23 protein-coding genes, 1 other RNA gene and 1 other annotated feature are annotated in these 24,621 nt (G+C 51.0%); of the genes, 11 read left to right on the top strand and 13 right to left on the bottom strand.

The features are described 5' to 3' along the window. Positions 1 to 53: 53 nt before the first annotated feature. Entirely contained in the window at positions 54 to 1,013 is a 960-nt protein-coding gene (aes, locus tag A9180_RS12520; RefSeq protein WP_064529073.1) for an acetyl esterase, read from the top strand. Here the strand turns inward: aes and hemH are convergent. From hemH to A9180_RS12570, 9 genes are all read right to left on the bottom strand, one after another. Next, positions 1,010 to 1,972 carry a ferrochelatase gene (gene hemH / locus A9180_RS12525; protein WP_064529074.1) on the bottom strand — a complete coding sequence of 321 codons (963 nt, stop codon included), beginning with the start codon at positions 1,970 to 1,972 and terminating at the stop codon, positions 1,010 to 1,012. The two genes, aes and hemH, sit on opposite strands and share 4 nt — an antisense overlap. A 151-nt stretch (positions 1,973 to 2,123) precedes the next feature. Further along, positions 2,124 to 2,627, bottom strand: coding sequence for a hypothetical protein (locus A9180_RS12530; RefSeq protein ID WP_149025976.1), 504 nt, complete (start codon positions 2,625 to 2,627; stop codon positions 2,124 to 2,126). A gap of 45 nt (positions 2,628 to 2,672) precedes the next feature. Further along, positions 2,673 to 3,317 (bottom strand): adenylate kinase, encoded by a 645-nt coding sequence (adk, locus tag A9180_RS12535; RefSeq protein ID WP_001313630.1) that lies wholly within the window; start codon positions 3,315 to 3,317, stop codon positions 2,673 to 2,675. Positions 3,318 to 3,535: 218 nt separating this feature from the next. Continuing rightward, a complete protein-coding gene (gene htpG / locus A9180_RS12540; RefSeq protein WP_064529076.1) occupies positions 3,536 to 5,410 on the bottom strand; it encodes a molecular chaperone HtpG in 1,875 nt (624 codons plus the stop codon). Positions 5,411 to 5,519: 109 nt separating this feature from the next. Beyond that, positions 5,520 to 6,125: a recombination mediator RecR gene (recR, locus tag A9180_RS12545; protein ID WP_064529077.1), complete on the bottom strand. Its 606-nt coding sequence runs from the start codon at positions 6,123 to 6,125 to the stop codon at positions 5,520 to 5,522. After that, positions 6,125 to 6,454, bottom strand: a complete 330-nt coding sequence (locus A9180_RS12550) for a YbaB/EbfC family nucleoid-associated protein (protein WP_001515903.1) — start codon at positions 6,452 to 6,454, stop codon at positions 6,125 to 6,127. Before A9180_RS12550 ends, recR begins: the two co-directional genes overlap by 1 nt. Before the next feature lie 52 nt (positions 6,455 to 6,506). Next, positions 6,507 to 8,438: a DNA polymerase III subunit gamma/tau gene (gene dnaX / locus A9180_RS12555; RefSeq protein ID WP_064529078.1), complete on the bottom strand. Its 1,932-nt coding sequence runs from the start codon at positions 8,436 to 8,438 to the stop codon at positions 6,507 to 6,509. Next, positions 7,110 to 7,174: a sequence feature (DnaX frameshifting element), on the bottom strand. (Overlaps the previous gene by 65 nt.) 118 nt (positions 8,439 to 8,556) lie before the next feature. Further along, positions 8,557 to 9,108 (bottom strand): adenine phosphoribosyltransferase, encoded by a 552-nt coding sequence (apt, locus tag A9180_RS12560; protein ID WP_064529079.1) that lies wholly within the window; start codon positions 9,106 to 9,108, stop codon positions 8,557 to 8,559. Between the two features lie 161 nt (positions 9,109 to 9,269). Further along, complete coding sequence (locus tag A9180_RS12570) at positions 9,270 to 9,638, bottom strand: DUF454 family protein (RefSeq protein ID WP_064529099.1); 369 nt, start codon at positions 9,636 to 9,638, stop codon at positions 9,270 to 9,272. Positions 9,639 to 9,707: 69 nt separating this feature from the next. On the opposite strand from A9180_RS12570, the gene priC reads away from it, so the two are divergent. Together priC and rsmS are read left to right on the top strand one after the other, a co-directional pair. Then, positions 9,708 to 10,235, top strand: a complete 528-nt coding sequence (gene priC / locus A9180_RS12575; RefSeq protein ID WP_064529081.1) for a primosomal replication protein N'' — start codon at positions 9,708 to 9,710, stop codon at positions 10,233 to 10,235. 13 nt (positions 10,236 to 10,248) lie between these two features. Continuing rightward, entirely contained in the window at positions 10,249 to 10,416 is a 168-nt protein-coding gene (gene rsmS, locus A9180_RS12580; protein WP_064529082.1) for a pleiotropic regulatory protein RsmS, read from the top strand. A 205-nt stretch (positions 10,417 to 10,621) separates the two neighbouring features. Here the strand turns inward: rsmS and mscK are convergent, their stop codons facing one another. Both mscK and acrR read right to left on the bottom strand, forming a co-directional pair. After that, positions 10,622 to 13,984: a mechanosensitive channel MscK gene (gene mscK, locus A9180_RS12585; protein ID WP_064529083.1), complete on the bottom strand. Its 3,363-nt coding sequence runs from the start codon at positions 13,982 to 13,984 to the stop codon at positions 10,622 to 10,624. Between the two features lie 121 nt (positions 13,985 to 14,105). Further along, positions 14,106 to 14,759: a multidrug efflux transporter transcriptional repressor AcrR gene (gene acrR / locus A9180_RS12590; RefSeq protein ID WP_064529084.1), complete on the bottom strand. Its 654-nt coding sequence runs from the start codon at positions 14,757 to 14,759 to the stop codon at positions 14,106 to 14,108. 141 nt (positions 14,760 to 14,900) lie between these two features. Here acrR and acrA point away from each other — a divergent pair, with 141 nt between their 5' ends. The 7 genes from acrA to A9180_RS12625 all read left to right on the top strand — a co-directional run bounded on the left by acrA (position 14,901) and on the right by A9180_RS12625 (position 23,464). Continuing rightward, positions 14,901 to 16,094, top strand: a complete 1,194-nt coding sequence (gene acrA, locus A9180_RS12595; RefSeq protein WP_064529085.1) for a multidrug efflux RND transporter periplasmic adaptor subunit AcrA — start codon at positions 14,901 to 14,903, stop codon at positions 16,092 to 16,094. Between the two features lie 22 nt (positions 16,095 to 16,116). Next, on the top strand, positions 16,117 to 19,266 hold the full coding sequence (acrB, locus tag A9180_RS12600) for an efflux RND transporter permease AcrB (protein WP_064529086.1): 3,150 nt from the start codon (positions 16,117 to 16,119) through the stop codon (positions 19,264 to 19,266). 559 nt (positions 19,267 to 19,825) lie between these two features. Further along, positions 19,826 to 20,200, top strand: a complete 375-nt coding sequence (gene tomB, locus A9180_RS12605; protein WP_064529087.1) for an Hha toxicity modulator TomB — start codon at positions 19,826 to 19,828, stop codon at positions 20,198 to 20,200. 25 nt (positions 20,201 to 20,225) lie between these two features. Further along, positions 20,226 to 20,444, top strand: coding sequence for an HHA domain-containing protein (locus tag A9180_RS12610; RefSeq protein ID WP_001280991.1), 219 nt, complete (start codon positions 20,226 to 20,228; stop codon positions 20,442 to 20,444). Between the two features lie 171 nt (positions 20,445 to 20,615). Then, complete coding sequence (gene maa, locus A9180_RS12615) at positions 20,616 to 21,167, top strand: maltose O-acetyltransferase (RefSeq protein WP_064529088.1); 552 nt, start codon at positions 20,616 to 20,618, stop codon at positions 21,165 to 21,167. 113 nt (positions 21,168 to 21,280) lie between these two features. Beyond that, positions 21,281 to 21,751, top strand: coding sequence for a YlaC family protein (locus A9180_RS12620; protein ID WP_064529089.1), 471 nt, complete (start codon positions 21,281 to 21,283; stop codon positions 21,749 to 21,751). 162 nt (positions 21,752 to 21,913) lie between these two features. After that, on the top strand, positions 21,914 to 23,464 hold the full coding sequence (locus tag A9180_RS12625; protein WP_064529100.1) for an EAL domain-containing protein: 1,551 nt from the start codon (positions 21,914 to 21,916) through the stop codon (positions 23,462 to 23,464). Positions 23,465 to 23,501: 37 nt separating this feature from the next. Here the strand turns inward: A9180_RS12625 and A9180_RS12630 are convergent, their stop codons facing one another. Together A9180_RS12630 and ffs are read right to left on the bottom strand one after the other, a co-directional pair. Next, positions 23,502 to 23,855 (bottom strand): DUF1428 domain-containing protein, encoded by a 354-nt coding sequence (locus A9180_RS12630; RefSeq protein WP_064529090.1) that lies wholly within the window; start codon positions 23,853 to 23,855, stop codon positions 23,502 to 23,504. 120 nt (positions 23,856 to 23,975) lie between these two features. Further along, an RNA gene (ffs, locus tag A9180_RS12635) (signal recognition particle sRNA small type) lies at positions 23,976 to 24,072 on the bottom strand. Positions 24,073 to 24,234: 162 nt separating this feature from the next. Here ffs and A9180_RS12640 point away from each other — a divergent pair. Next, positions 24,235 to 24,546 (top strand): MGMT family protein, encoded by a 312-nt coding sequence (locus A9180_RS12640; RefSeq protein ID WP_000409911.1) that lies wholly within the window; start codon positions 24,235 to 24,237, stop codon positions 24,544 to 24,546. Positions 24,547 to 24,621: the final 75 nt, after the last annotated feature.

Raw genomic sequence — 24,621 nt, forward strand, 5'->3', positions numbered from 1 at the left:
CATTATCATGGCAGAGCTTCCTTACAATGGCGTAATTTGAAAGGAGTTTTTCTATGAAGATGGAAAACAAATTACCCGCACTGGAACTGATTTCTGCCGAAATGAAGGCCGTTGTTAATACGCTTCAGCCTGATTTACCGCCCTGGCCCGCGGAAGGTACACTTGCCGAACAGCGTCAGCATTACACGCTTGAGCGGCGATTCTGGAATGCTGGCGCTCCAGAAATGGAAACCAGGGATTACGCAGTTCCAACAAAATATGGACAGGTGGAGGCCCGCTTATTTTGTCCAAATCCAGATAGCCCAGCGACGCTATTTTATCTTCATGGCGGTGGTTTTATTCTCGGCAATCTCGATACTCACGATCGCATCATGCGACTTCTGGCAAGCTACACCCAGTGTACGGTGATTGGCATTGATTATACCCTTTCGCCAGAAGCGCATTTTCCGCAACCGATAGAGGAAATTGTGGCCGCCTGTTGTCACTTCCACGAGCAAGCGGGCGATTATCAAATCAATATGTCACGCATTGGCTTTGCCGGTGATTCCGCTGGCGCAATGCTGGCGCTCGCCAGCGCCTTGTGGCTGCGTGATAAACAGATCGATTGCGGTAAGGTTGTGGGCGTTTTGCTGTGGTATGGGCTTTATGGGTTACGGGATTCCGTGACACGTCGCCTGCTGGGCGGTGGCTGGGATGGCTTAACGCAACAGGATTTGCAGATGTATGAAGAGGCATATTTAGGCAGCGAAGCGGATCGCGAGTCGCCGTATTACTGCCTGTTTAATAATGATCTCACTCGAAATATGCCGCCCTGTTATATCGCCGGGGCGGAGTTCGATCCGCTACTGGATGACAGTCGCCTGCTTTACCAGACGTTAGCGGCACACCAGCAGCCTTGTGAGTTCAAACTCTACTCCGGTACGCTGCACGCCTTTTTGCATTATTCACGGATGATGAAAACCGCCGACGATGCTCTACGCGACGGTGCTCAGTTCTTTACCGCTCAACTTTAGCGATACGCTGCAACAAGATTAGCCATCATTTCGATATGTTCCGGTGTGGCATTAAGCGCCGGAATATATTCATATTTTTTTCCGCCCGCACCGAGGAAGACTTCACGGTTTTGCTCGGCAATCTCTTCCAGGGTTTCCAGACAATCCGCAGCAAAGCCCGGACACATCACCTGAATATGACCGACTCCTTTTTCTCCGAGCATTTTCAGCGTTTCATCGGTATAAGGCATCAGCCAGGGTTCACGACCAAAGCGCGACTGAAAGGTCATCATCACTTTTTCCGGTGCCATCCCCAGTGCGGAAGCCAGTTCGCGAGTCGTTGTACGACAGCGCTGTGGGTAATCATCACCTTCATCCGCATAACGTTGCGGAATACCATGATAAGAGAGCAGCAGCAGATCCGGTTCGCCATGTTTGGCAAAAGAAGCGCGTACGCTGTTCGCCAGTGCATTAATGTAATCGTGGTTATCGGCGTAATCGCGAATAAATGATATCCCCGGAATGCTACGCTTGCGCGCAAGAATGCGTGCAAGTTCATCCCATACCGCACCAACCGTTGAGCAGGAGTATTGCGGATAGAGCGGCAGCACCACGATATGATCAACATGTTCTGCCAGTAGTTCATCTACGGCACTTTCCAGTGATGGCGAGCCGTAGCTCATGCCCAGCGCCACTGGCGTATCCGGTAAACGTTGTGCCAGTGCCTGCTGCTGCTGGCGGCTGTAAACCATCAGCGGCGAGCCACCTTCCATCCAGACCGAGGCGTACAGCTTCGCCACACGTGGTGAGCGCAGCGGCAAAATCACACCACGCAGCAACGGCCACCACAACAGCCGTGAGGCATCAACCACGCGTTTGTCGCTCAAAAATTGTTTCAGGTAACGTTTTACCGCTTCAGGTGTGGGGGCATCGGGCGTCCCCAGGTTTGCCAGCAAGATACCGGTTTTAGTCTGACGCATTACCGCCTCTTATCGATTCAACTTGTTGATAATTGTAGCGGAAAAGTGAGGAAGAAGAACTAATTGCTGTGAGAGGCTAAATCAGAAAATATCATAAGGCGCTATATCTTAAATAAGAGATTTTTGCCAGCGCCAGGTTTTCCAGAAGGTGCTATTGCGTCACGGGGGTATCATTGACGTTAAGTGTATATGGCCAGATTAAATTTAATGCCCTACCACACATTGGTGTACCCGTTCTGAAAGTGGTCCTGATCGTATATTCTCCGGCTTTCTGGGGAGTGCCTGAAAATTTTACCCACGCCTCTTCGGTCAGAGAATCTGCATTCTTTTTCAGAAACTCGGCATTTTCATCCGTGATGGGGAAAAGTTCACCCTCTTTGTTTTTTGCCCACAATGACATTTGTATGCCTTCAGGAAAAGTTTCAGGCTTTTCGGGACGAATGTCCGGCGCTTCATACCAACTTATGGTCGTTTTTACGACGGTTTCGTAATACTGGCCCACTTGAGCTTCAGGAAGCTCTTGTTTTTCATGCACTTTACCATTGCTGGTAACATGAGAAAGAGCTACACCGACGTAACACATAGGCATTTCACACCCTGTCAGCAATGACGAAAGCAATAAAATGCCTGTTGGTAATAAACAGAGATAACGCATATTTACATCCTTGTAAAAGGCCGGAAGTGTATCCGGCCTTTTTACTTAGCCGAGGATTTTTTCCAGAGCTGCGCGAACTTCAGCAACCGGTTTGGTGCCGTCAACTTTCGCGTATTTGGTGTTACCCGCTTCTGCTTCTTTGGAGTAGTAGCCAATCAGCGGCGCAGTCATCTGATGGTATTCAACCAGACGTTTACGCACGGTTTCTTCCTGATCGTCTTTACGGGTGGTCAGCTCTTCACCAGTAACGTCGTCTTTGCCTTCAACTTTCGGCGGATTGAATTTAACGTGATAAACACGACCAGACGGCGCGTGAACGCGGCGACCTACGATACGGTCAACAATCAGTTCGTCCGGTACGTCAAATTCCAGAACGTAATCAACGTTGATGCCCGCTTCTTTCATCGCGTCTGCCTGCGGAATGGTACGCGGGAAGCCGTCGAGCAGGAAACCGTTACGGCAATCTTCCTGAGCAATGCGCTCTTTAACCAGCGCGATCACCAGTTCATCGGTGACCAGTTTGCCAGCGTCCATAATGTCTTTAGCTTGTTTACCCAGCTCGGAGCCAGATTTGACCGCGGCACGCAGCATATCGCCAGTGGAGATTTGCGGAATACCATATTTCTCCATGATGAACTGAGCCTGAGTCCCTTTCCCCGCGCCCGGAGCGCCAAGCAGAATGATACGCATTGCGAAAATCCCCTTAAAATGTGTCGATTTTTTTGAAAAAGCGATAAACGATACCACCATCAGGCGATTGCCTCAAGAAAGGCACCTTAGGCTGAAACGGTTAAAGGGGAGATAATTTGCGGAAAGTGCAGATAATGAAAAGAAAAATGCCGGATGACACGAAGGTCATCCGACACCACATTCAGCTGTATGCCGGATAAAATTCATCCGGCATTACATCAGGAAACCAGCAGCTGGTTCATACGACGAATAAACAGGTTCGGATCTTCCAGCGTACCGCGTTCTGCCAGCAGCGCCTGATCCAGCAGCAGTTCTACCCACTCGCTGAACTTCGCTTCATCTTCAGTATCAGCCGCACGTTTCACCAGCACGTGATCCGGGTTCAGTTCGAAGATGTATTTCACTTCCGGCACTTTCTGGCCCGCTGCGGCGAACAGTTTCGCCATCTGAGTGCTCATTTCGTCCGCGTCGGTAGAGACAATCGCTGGCGTATCGGTCAGACGGTGAGTCAGACGCACATCTTTCACGCGCTCGCCGAGCAGTGCTTTCACACGATCGATGAACGGAGTCAGTGCTTTTTCCGCTTCTTTTGCACTTTCGTCGACTTCATCAGCCAGTTTTTCCAGCGACTCGTCAACTTTAGACACGGACTGGAACGGTTTACCGTCGAACTCAGTCAGATAGTTCATCATCCACTCATCGATGCGGTCGGAAAGCAGCAGAACTTCGATGCCTTTCTTGCGCAGCAGTTCCAGGTGCGGGCTGCTCTTCGCTGCCGCGTAGCTGTCTGCGGTGATGTAGTAGATTTTCTCCTGCCCTTCTTTCATGCGGGAAACGTAGTCTTCCAGAGACACGGTCTGCGCAGAAGAGTCGGTATGGGTAGAAGCAAAACGCAGCAGTTTGGCAATCGCCTCCTGGTTAGCGAAATCTTCCGCCGGACCTTCTTTCAGTACCAGGCCAAACTGCTGCCAGAAGGTCTGGTATTTTTCTGCGTCATCTTTCGCCAGTTTTTCCAGCATTTGCAACACACGCTTGGTCAGCGCATTGCGTAGGTTGCGGGTTACGGTGCTGTCCTGGAGGATTTCACGGGAAACGTTCAGCGGCAGATCGCTGGAGTCAATCAGGCCACGTACGAAACGCAGATAGTTCGGCATAAACTGTTCTGCGTCGTCCATGATGAACACACGTTGAACATACAGTTTCAGGCCGTGTTTGTGATCGCGGTTCCACATATCCCACGGCGCCTGCGACGGGATGTACAGCAGGCTGGTGTATTCCTGCTTACCTTCGACACGGTTGTGGCTCCAGGTCAGCGGATCGTTAAAGTCGTGAGCGATATGTTTGTAGAACTCTTTGTACTCTTCGTCGGTGATTTCCGACTTGTTACGGGTCCACAGCGCCTGCGCTTTATTGATTTTCTCCCAGGAAATAACGGTTTCGCCGTCTTTCTCTTCGCGTTTTTCGATCTCTACCGGCAGCGCGATATGGTCGGAGTATTTGCTGATGATGGAACGAACGCGCCAGTCATCGAGGAACTCGTCTTCACCTTCACGCAGATGCAGGGTGATTTCAGTACCGCGATCTTCTTTGGTGATATCGGCAACGGTGTATTCACCTTCGCCAGCCGATTCCCAGAACACGCCGTTTTCTGGTTTTTCGCCTGCCGCGCGAGTACGTACGGTCACTTTATCGGCCACAATAAACGCGGAGTAGAAACCAACACCAAACTGACCGATCAGCTGGCTGTCTTTCGCCTGGTCAGAACCCAGCGATTCGAGGAAAGATTTGGTGCCAGATTTAGCGATAGTACCCAGATGGTCAATCACTTCGTCGCGGGTCATCCCCACGCCGTTATCGGCGATGGTCAGCGTGCGCTTGTCTTTATCGAAAGAAACACGAACGCGCAGTTCGCCGTCACCTTCGTACAGATCCGGGTTAGAGAGTGCGCGGAAACGCAGCTTGTCCGCCGCATCGGAGGCGTTAGAGATAAGCTCACGCAGGAAGATTTCTTTATTGGAATACAGAGAATGGATCATCAGGTGCAGAAGCTGCTTCACTTCTGACTGAAAACCACGAGTTTCTTGTCCTTTCATGTAGGTCTACCTCAACAATGCCATTTTAAGGTTAAAAACAGGATGAGGGAGAAATGGGGACAAGGGGGGATAATTTCAAGCGAGAGCAGGTGATCCTGCTCTCGTTTGCTTAAAAACGAATCTTATGACGCCCGGCAAGGGAGTGCGACAATGTGGTGCCGTCGACCATTTCCAGCTCGCCGCCAACCGGTACGCCATGAGCGATACGGCTGGCTTCCACGTCATATTGCGCGCAAAGCTCGGCAATATAGTTGGCGGTGGCCTCACCTTCGACCGTCGGGTTGGTGGCGAGGATCACTTCAGTGATTTTTTCTACCGCCAGACGCTGTTCCAGGCGATCAAGCCCGATATCATCCGGACCGATGCCGTCCAGCGGTGACAGATGCCCCATCAACACAAAATAACGGCCTGAAAACTGCCCGGTCTGCTCAATGGCGTAGATGTCCGCCGGACTCTCCACCACGCAGATTTGACCGTTTTCCTGACGACGCGGATTTGAACAGATGTTACAGACTTCCTGTTCAGTGAAGGTGCGGCAATCAGCGCAGTGGCCAATTTCCGACATCGCCCGGGTGAGCGCTTGTGCAAGGCGCATCCCGCCGCTACGATCGCGTTGAAGCAGCGTGAACGCCATACGCTGCGCCGACTTCGGGCCAACGCCCGGCAGACAGCGCAGTGCTTCCATAAGCTGTGTTAACAGCGGGCTGGTTTGCATCAGAACGGCATCTTAAAGCCAGGCGGCAGCTGCATTCCGGAGGAAACAGAGGCCATTTTTTCTTTCTGAGTTTCTTCGATACGACGTGCTGCGTCGTTAAATGCTGCAGCCACCAGGTCTTCCAGCATTTCTTTGTCGTCTTCCAGCAGGCTCGGGTCGATCTCTACGCGACGGCAGTTGTGAGCGCCATTGATGGTCACTTTCACCAGACCTGCGCCGGATTCGCCAGTCACTTCCAGCTTCGCGATTTCTTCCTGCATCTGCTGCATTTTTTCTTGCATCTGCTGGGCTTGCTTCATCAGGTTGCCCAGACCGCCTTTACCAAACATAGGTTTCTCTCTCAATCACGTTAAGGATGACGATCGTAAGCAGTGCTTACGATCAAATGGGGCGGATACTTTCTTCATCCAGCTCCGCATCAAAGAATCGACGCAGGGTCTGAATATTATTATCCGCAATTATGGACTCGCGCGCCTGCGCAAGTTTTTCTTCGTATATCGCCTGACGCCACTCCAGCGGCGTACGCACCGCGGGATTATCATCTTCAACGATAGTCAGTTCAACCGTTGAACCATTTAACGTGCTCAACGCTTCAGCTAGTTTTTGCTGTGCGCCGCGGTTATTCAGATGCCGTTGAGAGGATCGCAAATGTAGACATACTGCGTTGCCGTTCTCCTCTTTCCAGGCATTTAACGCCACCTGTTCGACCAGTTTGGGTAGCGATAGTTGGCTCACCTGCGCCGCCCATGGGTCGCGCTCAATGGCTTCTGCCGCCAGCTTCGCCGCCAGTTCCGGCGTTTTTTCATGTTCCAGCGCTTTTTTCAGCGCCTTCGGCGTGGCGACCATTTCTTTCTGCTGCATCACTGGGGTAGTAGCTTTCCAGCGATACGCTTCTTTTTTGGCTGGCGCTTTTTCCAGCGCCGATGGCACCGGACGCGACTGAACGCGATCGGTGACCGAAGCCAGTCTTTCCAGCGCAGCGTTATTCACCGGCCGCGCGCGGGTAGCGGCTGCCGGTTCACTCTTTTTTGCTTTGGTTGCTCCCTGAGCGCGCTGCAGTTGCTGGCGCGCCGCCAGCACCTGGCTGGTGGTTTCTGAGAGTGGCACAGTTGCTGCCTGCTGCGGCGCTGATTGCGGTTGCGGCGGCACCTGCGTTGGTGTCATTACTGCCGTTGGCGCGACGGCTGCAAAGGACTGACGCGGCGCTTCCGGTTCAGGCAGCGGCATGCGCGGATGGAACGCCAACGCGCGCAATAGCGTCATTTCAACGCCCATGCGACGGTCCGGCGCATACGGTAATTCTTTGCGACCAATCAACAACGTCTGATAGTAAAGCTGAATATCCGTCGGCGGTACGGTTCGCGCCAGTTCACGCATCCGCAGCTCGATGGCGACCATGTCGTTGCCAAGTGCGGCAGGCGAAAGTTGTACCATCGCAATGCGGTGCAACAGGCCGAGCATTTCAACCAGCAACGCTTCCCACTCAATACCACGAGCGGCGGCTTCATTAATCAGCGCCATTACGCGCTCGCCGTTGGCCTCGACCATCGCTTCAACCAGCGACAGAGCCTGATCGTCGTCAAGCGTCCCAAGCATCGCGCTTACTGCCTGGGTCGAAACCTGGCCGTCGCCGCTGGCAATCGCCTGGTCGGTCAGACTTAACGCGTCTCGCAAACTGCCTTCAGCGGCGCGTGCCAGCAGTTGCAGTGCGCGTGGCTCGTGGGCGATATGTTCTTCGTTGAGGATGTGCTCAAGCTGGTGGCGAATTTGCTCGACATCCAGCGCCTTGAGATGAAATTGCAAACAGCGCGACAAAATCGTCACCGGCAATTTCTGCGGATCGGTGGTCGCCAGCAGGAACTTGACGTGCTCCGGCGGTTCTTCAAGGGTTTTTAACAGTGCGTTAAAGCTGTGGCGTGACAGCATATGCACTTCGTCGATCAGATAGACTTTAAAACGACCACGCGCCGGAGCGTACTGAACGTTATCCAGCAGGTCGCGAGTGTCTTCAACTTTAGTGCGCGAGGCGGCGTCGATTTCAATCAAATCGACAAAGCGCCCTTGCTCGATTTCACGACAATTATCACATACGCCGCACGGCGTCGCGGTAATGCCGGTTTCGCAGTTTAGCCCCTTCGCCAGCAGTCGGGCGATAGAGGTTTTTCCGACGCCACGGGTGCCGGAAAAAAGATAAGCATGATGAATACGCCCTAACGACAAGCCGTTCGCCAGTGCGGTCAGCACATGTTCCTGGCCGACGACGTCAGCAAAGGTTTGTGGGCGCCATTTTCGGGCTAAGACCTGATAACTCATTGGCAGGCTCTGAAACGCTGGAAGGTGGATTCACGAAGGGGTAATGCTAACACAGCCCCGTCAGAACGGCGAGGCTGAATGTACAACTTGTGCTGCCCATGACGTGGGCTGGCGAAAATTAATGGCCCGGGAACGGGACAAGGCTATAACAGGTAATGCCCTGCTTTTCGAGGCGCTGTTCGCCGCCAAGATCGAACAGATTAATGATGAACGCAGCATCAGTGACTTCACCACCCAGGCGACGGATCAGTTTCACAGTCGCTTCAATGGTGCCGCCTGTTGCCAGCAAATCATCAACCACCAGCACTTTGTCGCCAGGTTTAATGGCATCAACGTGGATTTCCAGCTTATCGGTGCCGTATTCCAGTTCGTAAGATTCGTTGATAGTTTCGCGCGGCAGTTTGCCCGGTTTACGTACTGGCACAAAACCAACGCCCAGACCCAGTGCTACCGGAGCGCCGAACAAGAAGCCACGAGCTTCAGTGCCGACAACTTTGGTAATACCCGCATTTTTGTAACGCTCAACCAGTAAATCGATGCTGAGAGCGTAAGCTTTCGGGTCTTCCAGTAAGCTGGTGACATCGCGGAAAAGAATGCCGGGTTTCGGGTAGTCCTGAATGCTTTTGATGCTATTTTTGAGATACTCAAGCTGCTGTGCAGTCGCGGTCATAAGTGTATGCCTGCTTGTTACGGTGGTACTCACGGCGCGTTTTAAACGAGTCAAAAGTAACAGTTGTTTAACCTTTGACCGCCTGCGCCTGTGCTCGAAAACGCCAGAATGTACTGGCTGCGGGCGATAATTGCAACAGCGATTGTTGTGCTTTGCCGTTTTTATTGCTTTTCATCAATCACCGGGATTCGCCACATAAAAATCAGCAAACAGCCGAGGATCACCAATAACAGAATCCGCACCCACGTCATATGAACGAACCAAAGTGAAATCGCAAAAGTCAGTAAAATAATGAATATCGCCCGAGGCTTTGCACCACGTGGCATCGCATGATATTTCTGCCAGAAGCGTAAATAGCTGCCAAACCATGAGCGGTACAGCAACCAGGCGTGGAAGCGCGGCGATGAACGGGCAAAGCACCAGGCAGCCAGCAGGATAAATGGCGTAGTCGGCAATACCGGTAATACCACGCCCAGCGTACCCAACACTACCGCCAGCCAGCCAATGATGATTAAAATGATTCGTTGCATATTATGAGTAGTCAGCATACAGAGTGGCTACTTTAGCATAACAATTATCATTTTCATTGAGGTCTTATCGTGAAAACTGCCCTGCTGCTGGAAAAACTGGAAAGTCAGCTTGCTACGCTGCGCCAGCGTTGCGCCCCGGTGTCGCAGTTCGGCACGTTAAGCGCCCGTTTCGACAGGCATCTTTTTCAGACCCGTGCGACAACGTTACAGGCGTGCCTGGAAGAAGCGGGAGATAATTTGTCCGCGCTTCGCCATGCTGTTGAGCAACAGCAACTGCCGCAAGTCGCCTGGCTGGCAGAACATCTGGCGGCGCAACTGGAGGCTATAGCGCGTGAGGCCGCAGCCTGGTCGCTACGCGAGTGGGATAGCGCACCACCCAAAATTGCCCGCTGGCAGCGTAAACGTATTCAGCATCAGGAATTTGAGAGGCGGCTACGTGAGATGGTTGCCGAACGTAAAGCCCGTCTGGCGCGGGCGACCGATCTCATTGAACAGCAAACGCTGCATCGTGAAGTGGAAGCTTATGAGGCCCGTCTGGCGCGGTGCCGTCATGCACTGGAAAAAATCGAAAACAGGTTAGCGCGTTTAACCCGCTAACAATGGAGAAAGTATGTCACTGGAAAATGCCCCTGACGATGTCAAACTGGCCGTCGATTTAATTGTGCTGCTGGAGGAAAATCAGATCCCTGCAAGCACCGTGCTGCGTGCGCTGGATATTGTAAAGCGTGATTATGAAAAGAAATTAACGCGCGATGATGAGACGAAAAGTGATAAATAAATGGGGCAGCCAGATGCCGCCCTCTGATTGCTGGTAAACGCAAAATTGCCTGATGCGCTACGCTTATCAGGCCTACACCACTCCTGCAATATATTGAATTTTCGCTGTTTTGTAGGCCGGACAAGGTAGCCACGCCGCATCCGGCATGAACAACGCGCACTTTGTCAGCATTATCGGGGGCGGCTAAATGCCGCCCCTTTCGTTATTACCCTACCGCGGGCGTCGGATCATCACCTTTGTAGTCACGTTTCACTTCCGTCACTTCATCGCCCTTCTCGTTGTGCAGATGCACTTCAAGCTGGTTAAAGGCAATGTTGATGTCGTTTTCACGGCACAACTGATCGATAGTACGGTTCAGCTCATCGACGGTGCGGCTACGATCCCGCAGTTCACGAACGTACAGGCGCAGTTCGTGATCCAGGGTGCTGGCGCCAAATGCCGTAAAGAAGACTTCCGGCATTGGTTCGTGCATCACCCTTGGATGCTCAGTCGCCGCCTGCAGCAGTACTCTGCGGACTTTTTCCAGATCGGAACCGTAGGCCACGCCCAGGCGGATCACCAGACGCGTGGTGGTGTCGGTTAACGACCAGTTGATCAGACGCTCGGTTACGAACGCTTTGTTCGGGATGATCACCTCTTTGCGATCGAAGTCCGTAATAGTCGTCGCACGAATACGGATCTTACTGACCGTTCCGGAGAACGTACCGATAGTGACCGTATCGCCAATGCGCACCGGGCGTTCGAACAGGATGATCAAACCAGAGACGAAGTTACCGAAGATCTCTTGTAAACCAAAACCCAGACCTACAGATAATGCCGCCGCCAGCCACTGGAGTTTATCCCACGACACACCAAGCGACCCAAACACTGTCATCGCACCCACGGCAATAATGATGTAGTTCAGGATAGTGGTGATGGCATACGATGCCCCCTGGCGCATGTTCAGGCGCGACAGCACCAGTACTTCCAGCAAACCTGGCAGGTTGCGGATCAGCGCCCAGGCAACCATCGATGCAATAATCGCAAACAGCAGGCTACCCATGGTGACGTTTTTCACCACCGCAGCCCCGGCTTCAGTGCCGTTGTAATGCCACAGGGTTATGCTGTCGAGATAGCTGAACACGGTTATCAAATCGGACCAAATTGCCCAGAACATGACACCGAACAGCGCAAACATCAGCAACATAGTTATACGCAACGTCTGCTGGTTAACCTGCTCCAGTGCAATGGTGGGTTCTTCCGGCGGTTCGGCACCTTCTGCGCCCTCTTTCACCAGATTCTGTCGACGCGCCAGCGCACGGCGCCAGGCGATACGCCGTGCCGCCACGCTTAAGCCGCGCAGTACGGTCTGGTACAGCAGGTTCCAGATGATCACCAGATAAACAGTTTCGATCCAACGCCCGGAGAGGCGCAGCGTGGTGTAAAAATAACCCGTAGCGGTCAGCACCATCAGCGCAATCGGGATAATCGACAGCACGGTAATGGTGACCAGACGCATGGTGTGCGACTCTTTATCACGCCAGCTTTCGCGGCACATCGGCCACACCAGGAAGGCAATCAGCAGCAAGTTAAAGAAAATCATCGCCTGCCCCAGCACATCATCCATCAGATGCAGCGGGGAGAGTTCTGCCACCACAGACCAGAAATGGATTGGCAGCAACGCGAGGCTGATGCGGACAATTTGCCGACGCCAGTGGCTGGTCTGCTGTTCCGGCATGCCGAAGTGACGCACGGCAACACCGTTTTTCTCCAGCACTTTCCAGCACAGGCCAAACACCAGCCAGAAAATCGCCAGTTTTTTGCTGAACGACCACAATAATTCACTGATGTTGAGCTGCATAGTCAGCAGAATCAGGCCAACAGCGAGAATAATCAGGCATACCGGCAGTGCGCGGATCAGGTCGATAAGAATCGCTTTTGGTGTGTTGAGCTGGCTGTCGTTACGAAGAGATCCCACAGCCGAAGCCAGCTTTTGTTGATACGCTTTCAGCCACCCCAAACGCCAGTGGATCAGCCCGGCAATCAACAGCAGCGGCAAACCGGCGAGAAAAGCGATAAAGACGGCAGGCCAGGCTTTTTCCCAGTTCACCGTGATTTTCATCGACTTAAATTCATCTTTCAGGCTTTGCGGGAACCCTTTGATCCAGTCCCAGTCCATCGGACGGTTACTGTTCACCCAAAAGATTTGCTGAGTCAGGATGGATTTCAGGTTTTTCGATACGCTCATTAACTGCTGCTGGTTGATTTGCAGATTAATGGCCATCATCAGCTGGTTACCCAACTGTTTGTTAAGCTGATCTAACAGTTCGCGACGCATATCAACCACTTGCAATAACGCATCGTGAACTTCGCCGTTGACTTCGTTGGCGTGACCTTCTTCCAGCTTGCTGACGAACGCATCGCTCTGGAACAGCGCGTCACGCTGCTGGTTGACTTCAAACTGTTCGAGACGCAAGTCCGCGATGCGGTTGGTCATATTTTCCAGTTCATCCGCCGAGGGCAGCGTTTGTTGTTGCTGATAGAGGATGCGCGACAGTAATAGACTGCCCTTCAGGACAGAAATCTGTTCTTTGATATTACGTTCCGATTGCAGCGCCCGCTCCAGCCAGTTTTTGACTTTGATGTTTTGCTGCATCAGGACATTACCGTTTTCGGTAGCGGTAATCAGACGCTGGCTTAATTGCTGGTTTATTTCCAGCTCCTGCTTCACCAACGGATTAGCCTGAATACGCGCAGCTTCATCCGGGGTAACAGCTTCCTGCGCCGTTTTTTCGGTTAATGTCAGGCGCTTGCTGTTCACCGCCTCCTGCAACAGTTGTAGCTGATGCTCAAGACGCGCACTGTTCGCCGTCACGTAATCACGCTGCTTTTGCAGGGTGTCCTGTAAGACGGTGTTCCCTTCCAGGCTTTTACGCTGTTGGTCAATCTCGGCATTCAGCAAAGCCTGCTGTGCCTGCAGTAACACTTTCTGACTGGGGCGTAAGGCGGCTTCGCCAACCTCGGTTCCATCCAGGCGGCTGCGAATTTGTTGCAGCTGCTGCGAGGCGGTATACATCGCATTTTGCACGCGTTCAGGCTGCGTCTGTAACGAAACTAACTGGCTGTTATAAGAAGCCAGATCGTTTTGTGCATTCTGCAAATCGTCCAGCGCCTGGGAGACACGTAACTCCAACTGGCGCAACGAGAGCGTACTCAGAATTTTGCGGGTTTCTTCGTCGTTATCCACATCGTTAAGCGCAGTTAACGCTGCGGTCGCTTGCCGCATTTTCTCTGGCGCTTCAGCAACTTTTTGCCGTAATTGCACCGTTTCGTCTTTTACGCGATCGATTTTCTCGAGGGTAGCTAACGTGTCAGTAATATCTTGCTGCACCAGTTTGTCCTGGGCAGAAAGATCTTTTTGTTTATTAAGTGAGTCAAGTTGTGCCTGCAGGTCTGCTTTCGTCGGTAGATCACCATTCGATGACGCCCGTGCAAACGCTGTGTTCTGGCATAACAAGACAAGAACAAAAGCAATAAATGCTGAAAAAACAAAATGCCGTGATCGTTTGTAATACTGGAACATAGTCATGATGAATGAAGGTTTCTGAACCTGAAGAACGACCTGAACTAGTCGGGCGGCTAGAATATCACGGCGTAGAGAGTCAGAATAGCAACAGCGAAAATGTCCAGGATAAATCCTGGAGTCTGATTCAGGATTTTTCGTTGACTGCGGGGGTACGCAGGGTCGGGCAAAGGAGATACATTTCCAACAAAATGGCAACGTAATCGCGCGCTTCTTTTTTGAGATCAAAAGATTGCGGTGCAAACAGCCAGTTTTCCATCAGGCCGGAAATATAACCGCGCATTATTATCGCCGCACGGCGCGTCATTAAATCGGTAGGCAATAATTTCTTTTCAATACAATGTCTTAACGTTTGCTCAATACGTTCATAACTTTCCAGACAGAGATTACGTTGTGCCTGTTGGACAACAGCCATTTCTCCGACAAATTCGCATTTGTGGAATATAATCTCCATCAATAATCGACGCCGTTCTTCTGTCACCGTCGATTCAAGCACATGAATTAGTATTTCTCTTAAAACTGAGAGTGGATCGTCAGGGAATTTTGCCTGATACTCAAGCTCTAGTTCACCAATATTGGATTCTGACAGCTCCCAGATCTCACTGAACAAATCCGACTTGTCTTTAAAATGCCAGTAGATTGCACCGCGCGTAACGCCTGCCGCTTTTGCAATCTCTCCCAGTGAGGTGGATGATACCCCCTGCTGTGAGAAAAGACGTAGCGCCACATCGAGGATGTGTTGACGCGTTTCTTGCGCTTCTTGTTTGGTTTTTCGTGCCATATGTTAGTGAATTTACAGGCGTTAGATTTACATACATTTATGAATGTATGTACCATAGCACGACGATAATATAAACGCAGCAATGGGTTTATCGACTTTTGACCATTGACCAATTTGAAATCGGACACTCGAGGTTTACATATGAACAAAAACAGAGGGTTTACGCCTCTGGCGATCGTTCTGATGCTCTCAGGCAGCTTAGCGCTTACAGGATGTGACGACAAACAGGCCCAACAAGGTGGCCAGCAGATGCCCGCCGTTGGGGTAGTAACAGTCAAAACTGAACCTCTGCAGATCACAACCGAGCTTCCGGGCCGCACCAGTGCTTTCCGGATCGCAGAAGTTCGTCCTCAAGTTAGCGGGATTATCCTGAAGCGTAATTTCAAAGAGGGTAGCGACATCCAGGCAGGTGTCTCTCTTTATCAGATTGATCCTGCTACCTACCAGGCGGCGTACGACAGTGCAAAAGGCGATCTGGCGAAAGCGCAGGCTGCTGCCAATATCGCGCAACTGACTGTTAATCGTTACCAGAAACTGCTGGGTACTCAGTACATCAGTAAGCAAGAGTACGATCAGGCGCTGGCTGATGCACAACAGGCAAATGCTGCTGTTACTGCGGCGAAAGCGGCTGTTGAAACCGCGCGGATCAATCTGGCTTACACCAAAGTCACCTCTCCTATCACTGGCCGTATTGGTAAATCGAACGTGACGGAAGGCGCATTGGTGCAAAACGGTCAGGCGACTGCGCTGGCGACTGTGCAGCAACTTGATCCTATCTATGTGGATGTTACCCAGTCCAGCAACGACTTCCTGCGTCTGAAACAGGAGCTGGCAAACGGTACGCTGAAACAAGAAAACGGCAAAGCCAAAGTCTCGCTGATCACCAGTGACGGCATTAAGTTCCCGCAGGACGGTACGCTGGAGTTCTCTGATGTGACTGTTGATCAGACCACCGGTTCTATCACTTTACGCGCGATCTTCCCGAACCCGGATCACACTCTGCTGCCGGGTATGTTCGTGCGCGCCCGTCTGGAAGAAGGGCTTAATCCAAACGCCATTTTGGTCCCGCAACAGGGCGTAACCCGTACGCCGCGCGGCGAAGCTACCGTACTGGTGGTTGGCGCGGATGACAAAGTGGAAACCCGTCCAATCGTTGCAAGCCAGGCCATCGGCGATAAGTGGCTGGTGACAGAAGGTCTGAAAGCAGGCGATCGCGTAGTAATAAGTGGGCTGCAGAAAGTGCGTCCTGGTGTCCAGGTAAAAGCACAAGAAGTTACCGCTGATAATAACCAGCAAGCCGCAAGCGGTACTCAGCCTGAACAGTCCAAGTCTTAACTTAAACAGGAGCCGTTAAGACATGCCTAATTTCTTTATCGATCGCCCGATTTTTGCGTGGGTGATCGCCATCATTATCATGTTGGCAGGGGGGCTGGCGATCCTCAAACTGCCGGTGGCGCAATATCCTACGATTGCACCACCGGCGGTCACGATCTCCGCCTCCTACCCCGGCGCTGATGCGAAAACAGTGCAGGACACGGTGACACAGGTTATCGAACAGAATATGAACGGTATCGATAACCTGATGTATATGTCTTCTAACAGTGACTCCACGGGTACTGTGCAAATCACCCTGACCTTTGAGTCTGGTACTGATGCGGATATCGCGCAGGTTCAGGTGCAGAACAAACTGCAACTGGCGATGCCGTTGCTGCCGCAAGAAGTACAGCAGCAAGGGGTGAGCGTTGAGAAATCTTCCAGCAGCTTCCTGATGGTTGTCGGCGTTATCAACACCGACGGCACCATGACGCAGGAAGATATCTCCGACTACGTGGCGGCGAACATGAAAGATGCCATTAGCCGTACGTCGGGCGTTGGTGACGTTCAGCTGTTCGGTTCACAGTACGCGATGCGTATCTGGATGAATCCGAATGAGTTGAACAAATACCAGCTAACGCCGGTTGATGTCATTACCGCTATCAAAGCACAGAACGCCCAGGTTGCAGCTGGTCAGCTCGGCGGTACACCGCCGGTGAAAGGCCAGCAGCTTAACGCCTCTATTATTGCTCAGACGCGTCTGACCTCTACTGAAGAGTTCGGCAAAATTCTGCTGAAAGTAAATCAGGATGGTTCCCGCGTGCTGCTGCGTGATGTGGCGAAGATTGAGCTGGGTGGCGAGAACTACGACATCATCGCGGAATTTAACGGACAACCGGCTTCTGGTCTGGGTATCAAGCTGGCGACCGGTGCGAACGCGCTGGAAACCGCTGCGGCAATCCGTGCTGAACTGGCGAAGATGGAACCATTCTTCCCGTCAGGTCTGAAAATCGTTTATCCGTACGACACGACGCCATTCGTGAAAATCTCCATTCACGAAGTGGTTAAAACGCTGGTCGAAGCGATCATCCTCGTGTTCCTGGTAATGTATCTGTTCCTGCAGAACTTCCGCGCGACGCTGATTCCGACCATTGCCGTACCGGTGGTATTGCTGGGGACCTTTGCCGTCCTTGCCGCCTTTGGCTTCTCGATAAACACGCTAACAATGTTCGGGATGGTGCTCGCCATCGGCCTGTTGGTGGATGACGCCATCGTTGTGGTAGAAAACGTTGAACGTGTGATGGCGGAAGAAGGTCTGCCGCCGAAAGAAGCCACACGTAAATCAATGGGGCAGATTCAGGGCGCACTGGTGGGTATCGCGATGGTGCTGTCGGCGGTATTCATCCCGATGGCCTTCTTCGGCGGCTCTACTGGTGCAATCTATCGTCAGTTCTCCATTACCATTGTTTCGGCAATGGCACTGTCAGTGCTGGTAGCGTTGATCCTGACTCCGGCACTTTGTGCCACTATGCTGAAACCTATCGCTAAAGGCGATCACGGCGAAGGCAAAAAAGGCTTCTTCGGCTGGTTTAACCGCATGTTCGAGAAGAGCACGCACCACTACACCGACAGCGTAGGCGGTATTCTGCGCAGTACGGGGCGTTATCTGGTGCTGTATCTGATCATTGTGGTTGGCATGGCGTATCTGTTTATACGTCTGCCAAGCTCCTTCTTGCCAGATGAAGACCAGGGTGTATTTATGACCATGGTCCAACTGCCAGCGGGTGCGACGCAGGAACGTACGCAGAAAGTGCTCAATGAGGTGACGGATTACTATCTGACCAAAGAGAAGAATAACGTTGAGTCGGTATTCGCCGTTAACGGCTTCGGCTTTGCGGGACGTGGTCAGAACACCGGTATTGCGTTCGTTTCGTTGAAGGACTGGGCTGATCGTCCGGGTGATGAAAACAAAGTTGAAGCGATTACCATGCGTGCGACGCGCGCCTTCTCGCAAATTAAAGATGCGATGGTCTTCGCCTTTAACCTGCCTGCGATTGTGGAACTGGGTACGGCAACCGGCTTCGACTTTGAGTTGATTGACCAGGCTGGCCTCGGTCACGAAAAACTGACTCAGGCACGTAACCAGTTGCTGGGCGAAGCAGCGAAGCATCCTGATCTGCTGACCAGCGTGCGTCCGAACGGTCTGGAAGATACGCCACAGTTTAAGATTGATATCGACCAGGAAAAAGCTCAGGCGCTGGGTGTTTCTATCAACGACATTAACACCACTCTGGGCGCTGCATGGGGCGGCAGCTACGTGAACGACTTTATCGACCGCGGTCGTGTGAAGAAAGTTTACGTCATGTCAGAAGCAAAATACCGCATGCTGCCGGAAGATATTGGCAACTGGTATGTGCGTGCTGCTGATGGCCAGATGGTGCCGTTCTCGGCATTCTCCTCTTCGCGTTGGGAGTACGGTTCGCCGCGTCTGGAACGTTACAACGGCCTGCCATCCATGGAGATCTTAGGCCAGGCTGCACCAGGTAAGAGTACCGGTGAGGCAATGGCGCTGATGGAACAACTGGCGAGCAAACTGCCTACCGGTGTTGGTTACGACTGGACGGGGATGTCCTATCAGGAACGTCTCTCCGGCAACCAGGCGCCGTCGCTGTATGCGATTTCGTTGATTGTCGTGTTCCTGTGTCTGGCAGCATTGTACGAGAGTTGGTCGATTCCGTTCTCCGTTATGCTGGTGGTTCCGCTGGGGGTTATCGGTGCATTGCTGGCAGCCACCTTCCGCGGCCTGACCAACGACGTTTACTTCCAGGTGGGCCTGCTCACAACCATTGGGTTGTCGGCGAAGAACGCGATACTTATCGTCGAATTCGCCAAAGACTTGATGGATAAAGAAGGGAAAGGTCTGATTGAAGCGACGCTTGATGCGGTGCGGATGCGTTTACGTCCGATCCTGATGACCTCGCTGGCATTTATCCTCGGTGTTATGCCGCTGGTTATCAGTACTGGTGCAGGTTCCGGCGCGCAGAACGCAGTTGGTACCGGTGTAATGGGCGGGATGGTGACCGCAACGGTACTGGCGATCTTCTTCGTTCCGGTGTTCTTCGTGGTGGTTCGCCGCCGCTTTAGCCGCAAAAATGAAGATATCGAACATAGCCATACAGTCGATCATCACTGATTAACGTCGTAATCACTAAGGCCGCGCAAGCGGCCTTTTTTATACACGTAATCTTAATGTCGAAATGTTTATAGTTAATGATTTCAAACGTAAGTTAGTTTTAACACCGCATAAAATTCATAAAAAATACTTATTGTTAGTTAATTTATATTAAGTAGTACCGATGGATTTAATAACCCCCAGGCATCTAGAGGCTATTCTTAATTATTTGCGGCAATTCTTTATTTGTTCATGTCAATTACATCATAATCAGAGTAATCTTGGGTATTAGTGTGACAAATCGTCAGACCATTTAATCACTCTCAAACATCCTGATTACGTTATGTTATGAATAGCATCAGACAAAGTGCTTTAGCCATTACGTCGTCGACGCTGGAATGAGGAAGAGAGCCTTTTTTCCCTCTCTTCCTCCTAATTGTAATTTTTCGTAATAATACGATGAAAACCGCCAAAGAGTAGCTTATAGTTAATCTAACAAGTGAGAGGGCAAGGCCAGGTTTGTAAGTTTTCCATCCCAAAAGGTGTCCATTAGTTCAACCGCTAAGAAGGGGGACGCGTTATGGATGAATACTCACCAAAAAGACATGATATCGCGCAGCTTAAATTTCTCTGCGAAACCTTGTATCATGACTGTCTTGCAAACCTTGAAGAAAGTAACCATGGTTGGGTTAACGACCCTACCTCGGCCATCAATCTGCAGCTTAATGAACTCATTGAGCATATAGCAACCTTCGCACTTAATTACAAAATTAAGTATAATGAAGACAATAAGCTCATTGAGCAGATAGATGAATATCTGGACGACACCTTTATGTTGTTCAGTAGTTATGGTATTAATATGCAGGATCTCCAGAAATGGCGGAAGTCAGGTAACCGATTGTTCCGTTGTTTTGTGAATGCCACTAAAGAGAATCCTGCGAGATTATCTTGTTAGAATTATTACAACCATGGGTAGAAGTATGTCCGATAAACCTTTAACGAAAACCGATTATTTGATGCGTCTGCGTCGTTGCCAGACAATTGACACGCTTGAGCGTGTTATCGAGAAAAATAAATACGAATTATCAGATAATGAACTGGCGGTATTTTACTCAGCCGCAGATCACCGCCTCGCAGAATTGACCATGAATAAACTGTACGACAAGATCCCCTCCTCTGTATGGAAATTTATTCGGTAATTAAATAGCAGACATTCGAAGATGTAACAGACTGTTTATTAACATTATTATATTATTCGCAATGAAAGCATACTGCATGTGACCTTCGTCACACTCGGGAAACGGGAACGTTCTCTTAACTGACTTTTCGCATTACCGTGTTGCCGCATTTTCAGCAACAGGAGGTCAGTAATGAGCACAGAAAAAGAAAAGATGATTGCTGGTGAGTTGTATCGCTCGGCAGATGAGGAGTTATCTCGCGATCGCTTGCGCGCTCGTCAGCTTATTCACCAATACAATCATTCCGCACCGGAAGAACAAACATTACGCCAGAAAATTCTCACCGATTTATTCGGCCAGGTAGCAGATGCTTATATTGAGCCCTCTTTTCGCTGCGACTATGGCTATAACATTTTTTTGGGCAAAGGGTTTTACGCCAACTTCGATTGCGTGATGCTCGATGTCTGCCCGATTCGTATCGGTGATAATTGCATGTTGGCACCAGGTGTTCATATTTATACCGCAACGCACCCTGTCGACCCGGCAGAACGTAATAGTGGCGCTGAACTGGGGAAACCGGTGACAATCGGCAATAACGTCTGGATTGGCGGACGTGCTGTCATCAACCCTGGTGTGACCATTGGTGATAACGTCGTGGTGGCCTCTGGCGCCGTCGTCACAAAAGATGTTCCGGCTAACGTTGTGGTAGGCGGTAACCCGGCCACTGTCATTAAAAAACTGTAACCATAGTTGCAACTGTTATGCAAAATTGTGGTTAATCTGTTACTTTCATCATAGTATTCCCTCGTTAAAATAGGGTGTTCCCTGAAAAGTTACAGATACCACAAAGGCAAAAGATGACTGAAATACAACGCCTGCTGACCGAAACAATTGATACACTGAATGCACACGAAAAACGCGATAACAAACCTCGCTTTAGTATCAGTTTTATCCGTAAACATCCGGGGCTGTTTATCGGCATGTATGCCGCTTTTTTTGCCACTCTGGCTGTGATGTTACAGTCTGAAACGCTGGTTGGTTCAGTCTGGCTCCTGGTGGTATTGTTCATCCTGCTTAACGGTTTCTTCTTTTTTGACGTTTATCCGCGTTACCATTACGAAGATATCGACGTTCTGGATTTCCGGGTTTGCTACAACGGCGAATGGTACAATACACGCTTTGTTCCTACTGCATTGGTCGACGCTATTCTGAATTCGCCGCGTGTCGCGAACATTCACAAAGAACAGCTGCAGAAAATGATCGCTCGTAAAGGTGAGTTGTCCTTTTACGATATTTTCACACTCGCCCGCACCGAAGCGACTTCATAAATTGTATCGCCCTCACCAGGCGTAAACATCCGCGCCTGGTGAATTGACAACAATCGTTGCCACAACTCATTTAACGAAACTACCCCGCATCACTTATCTTTTGCATGCCCTTATTCGCTATCGGATATACTTTCCCTACACTGCGTAAATAAGGACATGCTGGTGAGAACACGACATCTGGTCAGCCTAATTTCAGGAGTACTGATCCTTTCCGTTCTTCTGCCTGTGGGCTTAAGCGTCTGGCTGGCTCATCAACAGGTAGAAACGTCATTTGTTGAGGAGCTGCATACCTACTCATCCCGCGTCGCTATTCGCGCCAACAAAGTGGCGTCGCAAGGGAAAGATGCACTACAAAAACTGGAAAAATGGCGAGGCGCAGCCTGTAGCGAGGCTCATTTAATGGAAATGCGCCGGGTATCTTATAGCTATCGCTATATTCAGGAAGTGGTCTATGTCGATAACAACGTTCCTCAATGCTCTTCTCTGGAACATGAAAGTCCGCCTGATACCTTCCCCGAGCCAGGTAAAATATCGAACGATGGTTATCGGGTATGGTTAACCTCGCACAACGATTTAGGTATTATCCGCTACATGGTCGCTATGGGAACTGCACATTACATAGTGATGATTGACCCAGCCTCGTTTATAGATGTGATTCCTTATAGCTCGTGGCAAATTGATGCCGCGATTATTGGCAATGCGCATAACATTATCATTACCAGCAGTGACGAAATAGCCCAGGGAATTATTACCCAGCTACAAAAAACACCGGGTGAACACATCGAAAAGAATGGAATCATTTACGATATCCTGCCTCTCCCTGAGATGAACATTTCCATCATCACATGGACTTCGACAAAAACATTACAAAAAGGCTGGTATCGGCAGGTCTTTATCTGGTTGCCTGTCGGATTGTTAATTGGCCTACTGGCGGCAATGTTCGTTCTGCGGATTTTACGCCGTATCCAGTCACCGCATCATCGCCTGCAGGATGCTATCGAAAACCGCGATATTTGCGTGCACTATCAGCCTATTATCTCATTATCAAATGGAAAGATTGTCGGGGCCGAAGCGCTGGCGCGCTGGCCGCAGACAGACGGTAGCTGGTTGTCACCGGATAGTTTTATCCCGCTGGCGCAACAAACTGGCCTGTCAGAATCTCTGACTCTGCATATTATAAAAACGGTGTTTGAAGATATGGGCGACTGGCTGCGTCAGCATCCGCAGCAGCATATTTCGATCAATCTTGAATCCACTGTGCTCACTTCGGAAAAAATCCCGCAATTGCTGCGTGAAATGATCAATCACTACCAGGTCAACCCCAGACAGATCGCTCTTGAACTGACCGAACGCGAGTTTGCCGATCCCAAAATCAGCGCCCCGGTAATCTCCCGATATCGGCAGGTTGGTCATGAAATTTATCTTGATGATTTTGGTACCGGTTATTCGAGCTTAAGTTATTTGCAGGATTTGGATGTCGATATTCTGAAGATCGATAAATCCTTCGTTGATGCGCTGGAATATAAAAATGTCACACCGCATATCATCGAAATGGCAAAAACGCTGAAACTTAAAATGGTGGCGGAAGGGATCGAAACCAGCAAACAGGAAGAGTGGCTACGCCAGCATGGCGTGCATTACGGCCAGGGGTGGTTGTACAGCAAAGCATTACCGAAAGAGGAGTTTGTACGCTGGGCAGAACACCATCTGTGAATTTTAGGGCTGGCGGCACGCCGCACAGCCCGTCACGCTACTCGTCGATGATTGACTCGAACCCACCGTAGATCATTCGTTTACCATCAAACGGCATGGACTCACCAAACTCTTTCATCCGTGGGTCTGACATCATCTTCTGATTGGCAGCGTCGCGGACCTCTTTTGAAGGGTATTCAATCCAGCTAAAAACCACTTCCTCATTCTCTTCCGCTTTGACCGCCATGCGAAAATCGGTCACTTTGCCATTCGGTACATCGCTGGCCCAGCATTCAACAATGCGCAGGGCGCCAAACTCTTTAAACAGCGGCGCGGCCTTTGCGGCCATTTCCCGATAGGCATCCTTTTTGTCGGCAGGAACAGCAACCACAAAACCATCAACATACTTCATCAGACATACCTCCGAAGCGTACTGCGCAGCCAGAAAATTCTTGCGGCATCAGTCGTGGTTAAAGTTTAGCCACATTGAGATTTTTTGACGAAACGGTGGGAAGGCAGAAATGGGTGGGGGCCCTGCCAGCTACATCCCGGCACACGCGTCATCTGCCTTGGCTGCTTCCTTCCGGACCTGACCTGGTAAACAGAGTAGCGTTGCGGGAGAACCAACAGAGCCCCCATTGAGAGCGTTGAGAACCAACGCGCAGGCGCATTATCACTGCTGCCCCTGCTAATTGCAACCCATTGCGTGCCAGATGCTGGTTTCTTGCGCAATGCGGCTTCACTCGGGCGTTTTTCCAGATTATGCTGAAAAATTATCTCAGGAAGAAAAGATGGAAAAAGAAGATTCATTTCCCCAACGCGTGTGGCAAATCGTAGCCGCTATTCCCGAAGGGTATGTCACTACTTACGGCGATGTCGCGAAACTGGCAGGCTCGCCCCGTGCCGCGCGCCAGGTTGGCGGTGTGTTAAAGCGCCTGCCCGAAGGTAGCACGTTGCCCTGGCACCGGGTAGTTAATCGCCACGGCACAATCTCATTAACCGGTCCAGATTTACAGCGCCAGCGCCAGGCCTTGCTGGCAGAAGGTGTGATGGTATCAGGAAGTGGGCAAATCGACTTGCAGCGTTATCGCTGGAACTACTAGCCCCCTCCGGGAGGCTGTCTCTTATACACAAGTCCCCACCCGGGGATTTGTGATGTCTGTCAGTCTGCTTTAGGG

The organism is Escherichia sp. B1147 (assembly GCF_001660175.1).
In the GTDB taxonomy this organism is placed as follows: Bacteria; Pseudomonadota; Gammaproteobacteria; order Enterobacterales; family Enterobacteriaceae; genus Escherichia; species Escherichia whittamii.

Bases quoted from the DNA above. Each gene is read 5' to 3' on its own strand.
- hemH (WP_064529074.1), bottom strand. From the start codon at position 1,972: ATGCGTCAGACTAAAACCGGTATCTTGCTGGCAAACCTGGGGACGCCC.
- A9180_RS12630 (WP_064529090.1), bottom strand. From the start codon at position 23,855: ATGAAGTATGTTGATGGTTTTGTGGTTGCTGTTCCTGCCGACAAAAAG.
- acrB (WP_064529086.1), top strand. From the start codon at position 16,117: ATGCCTAATTTCTTTATCGATCGCCCGATTTTTGCGTGGGTGATCGCC.
- A9180_RS12610 (WP_001280991.1), top strand. From the start codon at position 20,226: ATGTCCGATAAACCTTTAACGAAAACCGATTATTTGATGCGTCTGCGT.
- A9180_RS12530 (WP_149025976.1), bottom strand. From the start codon at position 2,627: ATGCGTTATCTCTGTTTATTACCAACAGGCATTTTATTGCTTTCGTCA.
- recR (WP_064529077.1), bottom strand. From the start codon at position 6,125: ATGCAAACCAGCCCGCTGTTAACACAGCTTATGGAAGCACTGCGCTGT.
- A9180_RS12570 (WP_064529099.1), bottom strand. From the start codon at position 9,638: ATGCAACGAATCATTTTAATCATCATTGGCTGGCTGGCGGTAGTGTTG.
- adk (WP_001313630.1), bottom strand. From the start codon at position 3,317: ATGCGTATCATTCTGCTTGGCGCTCCGGGCGCGGGGAAAGGGACTCAG.
- dnaX (WP_064529078.1), bottom strand. From the start codon at position 8,438: ATGAGTTATCAGGTCTTAGCCCGAAAATGGCGCCCACAAACCTTTGCT.
- acrA (WP_064529085.1), top strand. From the start codon at position 14,901: ATGAACAAAAACAGAGGGTTTACGCCTCTGGCGATCGTTCTGATGCTC.
- A9180_RS12550 (WP_001515903.1), bottom strand. From the start codon at position 6,454: ATGTTTGGTAAAGGCGGTCTGGGCAACCTGATGAAGCAAGCCCAGCAG.
- A9180_RS12620 (WP_064529089.1), top strand. From the start codon at position 21,281: ATGACTGAAATACAACGCCTGCTGACCGAAACAATTGATACACTGAAT.
- htpG (WP_064529076.1), bottom strand. From the start codon at position 5,410: ATGAAAGGACAAGAAACTCGTGGTTTTCAGTCAGAAGTGAAGCAGCTT.
- aes (WP_064529073.1), top strand. From the start codon at position 54: ATGAAGATGGAAAACAAATTACCCGCACTGGAACTGATTTCTGCCGAA.
- tomB (WP_064529087.1), top strand. From the start codon at position 19,826: ATGGATGAATACTCACCAAAAAGACATGATATCGCGCAGCTTAAATTT.
- acrR (WP_064529084.1), bottom strand. From the start codon at position 14,759: ATGGCACGAAAAACCAAACAAGAAGCGCAAGAAACGCGTCAACACATC.
- rsmS (WP_064529082.1), top strand. From the start codon at position 10,249: ATGTCACTGGAAAATGCCCCTGACGATGTCAAACTGGCCGTCGATTTA.
- maa (WP_064529088.1), top strand. From the start codon at position 20,616: ATGAGCACAGAAAAAGAAAAGATGATTGCTGGTGAGTTGTATCGCTCG.
- A9180_RS12640 (WP_000409911.1), top strand. From the start codon at position 24,235: ATGGAAAAAGAAGATTCATTTCCCCAACGCGTGTGGCAAATCGTAGCC.
- mscK (WP_064529083.1), bottom strand. From the start codon at position 13,984: ATGACTATGTTCCAGTATTACAAACGATCACGGCATTTTGTTTTTTCA.
- apt (WP_064529079.1), bottom strand. From the start codon at position 9,108: ATGACCGCGACTGCACAGCAGCTTGAGTATCTCAAAAATAGCATCAAA.